Origin of the sequence: Thiocapsa sp. C2-2m, assembly GCF_041903745.1 — a bacterium.
Lineage (GTDB): Bacteria > Pseudomonadota > Gammaproteobacteria > Chromatiales > Chromatiaceae > Thiocapsa > Thiocapsa roseilacustris.
Genome location: NZ_JBBWVD010000085.1, coordinates 1 through 5,869, shown reverse-complemented (window position 1 = coordinate 5,869; position 5,869 = coordinate 1). Strand labels below are relative to the sequence as shown.

The following is a 5,869-nucleotide window of genomic DNA, read 5'->3' as shown; positions in this document are numbered from 1 at the left end:
GCCGTATCGCGCACCAGGGTCGCACCGCTCGCCGCGCTCAGCACCAGGCTGAAGCTCTCGGTCGGCTCGTGCAGCAGATCGTCCAGCACCGCCACCTCGACGGTGCGCGCGGTCTCGCCGGGGGCAAAGCTCAGACTCCCCGCAACCGCCGTATAGTCCGCACCCGACCGGGCACTGCCGTCGAGCATCGCGTAGCTCAGCGTCACCGGCAGGGCGCTCGGAGCGGACAGACTCACCGCAAACCGCGCAACCCCGTCAGCCTCGGAGACGGCGACGTCTTCGACCGAAAGCTCTGGATATGCCGTAGGCGGATTGACGAGGATAGCCGCGTCATGCGGAGCGATCGTGATAGTAGTGACTTCGGAGCCGTCGTTGATATGATCTTGACCGGTTCCCTTGATACGCAGATAAGACGCGCCGAGGTCAACGGTTCGTGGCCGCGCAGTGGCGTTGACAACCACCAAGCCGTTTTCGAACTCGCGCATGAAGACGTTCGCATTACCCTCGAAGAGATAGACCTCGTCGAGCCGTAGTGGGATGTTCTCGCGCCCGACGTTGAAGTTGATCGTCGAGCTTCCGGTCGCAGAGGCCGTAAAGGTCATCACACGACGCACCCAGTGATCGGGCACATCAAACCCTTGCGTGGTGCCGCCGGCACTGATAGTGATACTGCGCAAGCGATCGGCCTTGACCGAAAACACCAGGGTATACTCGATCCCAGCCTGCAAGGCCACAGCCGGTGTTTTAACCTGGGCGTAATAGGGCTCTGAGGCGTAGCTCTGATGACCGGACACCCGCAGCGAGCCCGCTCCGGCCATCGCTTCGCTGGAATCGAAAGACATCGTCACTTTGGAGCTGCGCCATCCCGTGAGCGCGGCACTGTTGTCGAGGTTTCCGGCTGCGATGAGCGAACGCGCAAGTTCGAAATGCTGGGCATCGAAGATGCGCTCGCGCGCACCCAACGGCAGACCCAGCCAGCCGCGATGCGTACGTGTCAGCGTCTCGTCCTGTGGATTCGAGGCGATGGCATGGCCGTAGCTGGCGGAACCCGGCGTCACGTCGACCGCGAATTCATCCCACCAGGGATCGCGCGAAATCAGCAAGGGCTCTTGGGCATAGTAGCCGTCGTCCAACAAGGTCGCCGCAAATCCGAACCGAAACGGCGCATTGCCGACCGGCACCGGACTCGCGTCGCGGGGATAGAGCTTGGTCGGGGTCTTGCTGAGCGTCTCAGTAAAGGCCGCAAGATGTTCAGGTCCCTTGCGCAGATGCAACGTGTAGTTGGCAAACACCTCGTCAAGTTTATTATATTCAGGATCTGCGGAATAGTAGACACCCGAGACCGGAAAGCCTTCCATTTGAGTACCGCTGAGCGTGTCATATCCGCGAGTAGCGCGGTCGCCGCCGACGACGATCTCGGCGGGGAAACGATCGCGAACCAACCAGTAGAAGTGCTCCATGCCATCTCCCCAGTGGTTGGTATCGTCCGAGCTGCTCCAACCACCATCAGCCACCAAGTCGTTGTCGACATCGAGCCGGGTTTGCCAAGCCTGCGACCAAGAGTCGGTGTCGAAGATGATCCCGTCGACGCGTACATTGTTTACGGACCGCAGATTGTCGGCTAACCAATCGGCCTGAATCTCGATCAGCTGGCGGCCGTTCGCATCTGCGGGCGCCTGCGTGCTCATGTTGTACATCCAATGCTCGGGAGTGACGGTACCGTTCGCGCCGCCTGGGACTGGATGTTCGGCAACGATTGCGCCCGCGGCACGCACATGTGCAACCGATTTGAACCCGCGGCTGGCGAAGGTTACGATATTTCCGTTGACCGACTTTACCAGGGCATGCTCGGCATTCTTGAAGGATCCGGCCGGGGCATCGTAGATGACGACGTAGCGACCGGCGGTGACGCGGCTGCCGTCGCCTACCGTGGCTGTCAACGTCGTGTCGCCGATCCCCTGCGAGAGGGTCGTTCCGGCGAAGTAGGCCCAATGCCCGGCGTAAAAACTGCATTCCTCGGTTGCGTTGCCTGTGCGGCCGAAGGCTACACCCCGGACATCGTTGCATGGATCCGTGGCCAAAAAGCCACTATATCCGACGGGGTTGAACTTCCAGAAGACCAGCAGATCCGGATTGATCTGTTGCGCTGCCGCAACGTTCGCTGTCATTTGCGAAACCCCGAGTAACAATGTATCGTATTTCGATATCGCCTCGGCGGTCGTCGGCAAGCCCTTCGTCTCGCTCAAGGAGACACGCGGAAAGAGATGTCGATCGAGTGGGGCCATGAGTGCGCGCGTCGGCTCGTAATTGGCGTCGTCAAGATGAGGCAGCACCGCTGCCCCCGAGGTTCCGGCCAACAAGCCGAGCAGGCTCAGTGCGGATATGACGATCGGGCCGATCTGGCGTGAAGGTTTCATTGTTTGTCTCCAGTGCTGTGAGGGCGTCCTACTTCCGGTAGTCGTCGCTCGGCAGATCGATCGAGGGGCTTCGGGGCCGCATTCGCGACCTATGCTCCCCGCCGTCCGCGGCGCTCTCTTCGGTGCGTCCCTTGCCGAACCACCACCGGCAACAGCGCGTTGCCGCCACGCCGTTACCACCTGCGGAGACTTTCCTTCAGTTGCCGAAACCGATCTGTGAGCCGCTTCCCAGAAGCAACCGGCACATCACCAACCAACCTGAGAACTGTGACGGACCGCGCCTAATCGCGGCCCTATTCGTCACCTCCAAGCAGAGCCATCAGGCGCAGATCCACGCCGAAAGGATTCGGTCGAATAAGACTTCGGCCACGCAGATCGAAATGACACGAGAACCCCGCGCCGCAGAGCTATGGATCAGCGAGGTCAGGAACGGAGCGGAAGGACTGGCCCTTACGCAACAAGCATCAAGCGCCGATGTCGGCGCTTTCCCAAGGGGGCGGAGTCCTCGTCTGCGGCGATCTGCCAGGACGAGTAGGTGCAGGGGTATCGCGGGCTAAAGCCGGGCCGAATCAGGCCGCGGATCGGCTCGGTCGGGCGGGACGATCAAGTTTCGTTGTTGGCACAAGCACGCGCAGCCGTCGGTGCCCACGCTGCGTCGCCGTTCGGGGCAAGGATGAAGCGGCGAGACAGCGAGGTTCCCTCGGAATTTAGTCTTCCAAGGGTGGCGTAAACTGTCTGTCAAACTGAAGACGATGGTGCAGAAGATTCCGAAGCAAGAACACACCGCCGAGTTCAAGGAACAGGCGGTGAAGCGGGTAAAGGACGGCAAGAGCGTGGGCGCGGTAGCCAAGGAGATGGGTCTGGTCAAGCAGACCCTGCGCAACTGGTGTGAAGGCGTTCGATGTCGGCACGCTCAACCCTGCGGGCGCAGCGAAAGTCACCCCGCAGGCGATGGAGCTGTGGCGTCTGCGCGCGGAGAACGCGCGACTCAAGCGCGAGGTCGACATCTTAAAAAAAAGCGACGGCGTACTTCGCGTGGGATGCGCTGTGAAGTTCGCCTGGATCGCTGCGCACCGCGATGGCTTAACCCTGAACGAGCTGTGTGATGTCCTCGGGGTGAGTATCGGCGGCTACCGGGCCTGGCAACGACGGACTCCAAGCACAGCCTGCCGGTAGCCGAGAACCTGCGCGCGCGACTTCACCCCGAGCGGCCCGAATCAGGTCTGGAGTGCCGACATCACCTTACCTGTGGACCAGGGAACCTCAATATTCCTTACCAGATACAAGATTGCGATACCGTTCCATCAGAGGTGTTGCGATCTGGCTGTAACGCCGATTCGCCATGACCCACGCTCGGCCGGCTAGTCCGGCGCAATACCGCCGTTCTGGCTCCTTCAGCAAGATCAAGATCGCCGCCGCAAATGCTTCCGGATCCCACGGCGTGCAGATTCCCGCGCCGCTTTCCGCAACAACCTGCGCCTGTTCGGGGTGGTCATTAGCAACGACCGCCTTGCCCATGGCCATGTATTCGATGAGTTTCGTGGGCGAAGTGGAGCGCAGCACGAAGGTTGGGTAGAACGGTGAAAGGCAGACGGCGGCCTGCCCAACCCACTCCAGGGCGGCTTCGCGAGGAACCTTGCCCACGAATTCGACTGCTTGTTCCAGGCCCAGCCGCCGCGTCTCGGCTTCCAGGGCGGCACGGTCCTCGGGCATGTCGCCTTCGCCCACCACGACCAGCCGAGCGTCCGGTACTTGCTGCAAGACATGCGCAAAAGCCTGAAAAATCATCTCCAGCCTGCGTACACGGGCCAGCGTGCCAAGGTACAGTACGATCGGTTCCTCCACCTGAGGGAAGTCGTCCGGTAGGTCGCAATCCGGCAACCCCATGGGCACTGACGTGATGCGCTCCGCGGCAATGCCGGGGCGGAGCACGTCGCGCTTCATCTGATCGCTCTGCACAAATACATGATCGGCGTAAGGCAGTACAACACGATAGAGCACCTGGCTGCTCAACCAGCCTGCCAGCATGGAATACCACCGAAAGCGGCTGATTCCTTCCCGCGCGTCCAGCATGCGGGCCTCGGGAAAGGGATAAGACAGCCAGAAGACAAAACGCGACCCCGCGAGGCGCGCGGCGATCAAGGCCAGGGGCGACGCCACGAAATCGTCGCGCACCTGGATGATGTCATAACGCCCACGCAGCGCCCGCCAGAAGAAGTGCAGCACGGCCAGCGCCTCGTTGAGTTTGGAAGCAGCCTGGCCGGCCGCCCCGGCCAGCCCCACGCGCCCGCACACGCGTGCGGGCTGGCCGTGGAACTGGCGTCGCATCACCGGTCCACCATGCTGCGCCGAACGCAGATACCAATCGATGGATAGCCCTTTCCTGCCGAGGACTTCACCAAACAGGTGGGCGGTATCCACCCTCTCAGCAGCGGCGGGACCCGCACCTAAAAAAAAGATCATGCGCACGGTGCTCATAAAGCGAAGTTGTACCCGCGCCACCGGGTGGACCAGTCGCCCGTGCGCGTCGCCCTGATGCGGACCTTGTGGCTTCTATTGAGGTCGCGCCCCAACTCGACGATGGTCAGCCGCTCGGAGTCGCCCACGAGGTCACTTGGGACGAGATAACAACTTGACTTGTCTGACACCGTGGCTCCAACAGACCGCCCTTCAACGGGCTGGCGGATGCGCTTATTGACCTGAGAAACCAGCTGCGCCTGATACACGACGGCAACAAGCCACTGAAACACCGCCGAGATAATAATACTGAACTTCGAGTACGCCATCGGCGTCGCCCTCCTCTGTTCGTTCCTGCGGTGGTCCTTGACGCCCCTGCCTATTAACAGATGCGCTAAAAACCGACCTTCCCCAAGTGGACTGCCGTGGGTGGTCATTGTTCCCAAATCCGCCCCGAGGTCGAAAGCTCTGTCGCGGCTCGCCAACCGCGAGCTTCGAAAGGGTGCGGCTGACCGCTTCTTGAGCCGAACATGGCCGCCGCTCCGGAAGCGCGTAAAGCGATCGCCACCGTCTCTCTTCGTGTTGCTAGCAGCCTGCCGGACTTAGCGTATTGGCGCGTTCCTAGGCGAATTCTGAGGCGTTCGATCTGCGCGGAGCCTCGAAGATTCGCGTATCATCACCGAAATTGATCACTTCGTAACCACTTCAGGGGTGTAGCGCCGAAAGCCCAACAGGCTGCTAGTAAACCACGAATCCGCGTTCCCGAGAATAACAGTGATCGTAGTTCTAGGGTTCCTTCGAACAACTGGGACAAGCCCGGTCGCAGGATGCGGCTGTGGAGCTTGGTGAAGAACAGGGCCACCCGCAGACCCGCATCGGTGACCCGGTAGCGATGGCTCTGCGGGATCCGTTCGATGAGGCCATGCAGCCGCAGTCGGCGCAGATCGTAGGTCATGCGTCCGGGTGAGTAGTCCGCGAGCGGCAACCCCAGAGCC

The 5,869-nt window shown here is 61.3% G+C and carries 3 protein-coding genes and 2 pseudogenes; 1 reads left to right on the top strand and 4 read right to left on the bottom strand.

Features of this window, described 5'->3' with window-relative positions; genetic code table 11:
- Nucleotides 1-2,228 (bottom strand): Calx-beta domain-containing protein (locus tag AADX97_RS28410; protein ID WP_374237519.1); only part of this gene is annotated, 2,228 nt, incomplete at its 3' end.
- Nucleotides 2,229-3,172: 944 nt separating this feature from the next.
- On the opposite strand from AADX97_RS28410, the pseudogene AADX97_RS28405 reads away from it, so the two are divergent.
- A pseudogene (locus AADX97_RS28405) lies at nt 3,173-3,566 on the top strand (transposase); the annotation flags it as partial.
- Nucleotides 3,567-3,680: 114 nt separating this feature from the next.
- Here the strand turns inward: AADX97_RS28405 and AADX97_RS28400 are convergent.
- The 3 genes and pseudogenes from AADX97_RS28400 to AADX97_RS28390 all read right to left on the bottom strand — a co-directional run.
- Complete coding sequence (locus AADX97_RS28400) at nt 3,681-4,895, bottom strand: glycosyltransferase family 4 protein (RefSeq protein ID WP_374237518.1); 1,215 nt, start codon at nt 4,893-4,895, stop codon at nt 3,681-3,683.
- Nucleotides 4,892-5,203, bottom strand: a complete 312-nt coding sequence (locus tag AADX97_RS28395) for a hypothetical protein (RefSeq protein WP_374237517.1) — start codon at nt 5,201-5,203, stop codon at nt 4,892-4,894. Before AADX97_RS28395 ends, AADX97_RS28400 begins: the two co-directional genes overlap by 4 nt.
- 347 nt (nt 5,204-5,550) lie before the next feature.
- Nucleotides 5,551-5,869: pseudogene (locus AADX97_RS28390) on the bottom strand (hypothetical protein); the annotation flags it as partial.

Bases quoted from the DNA above. Each gene is read 5' to 3' on its own strand.
- AADX97_RS28400 (WP_374237518.1), bottom strand. From the start codon at position 4,895: ATGAGCACCGTGCGCATGATCTTTTTTTTAGGTGCGGGTCCCGCCGCT.
- AADX97_RS28395 (WP_374237517.1), bottom strand. From the start codon at position 5,203: ATGGCGTACTCGAAGTTCAGTATTATTATCTCGGCGGTGTTTCAGTGG.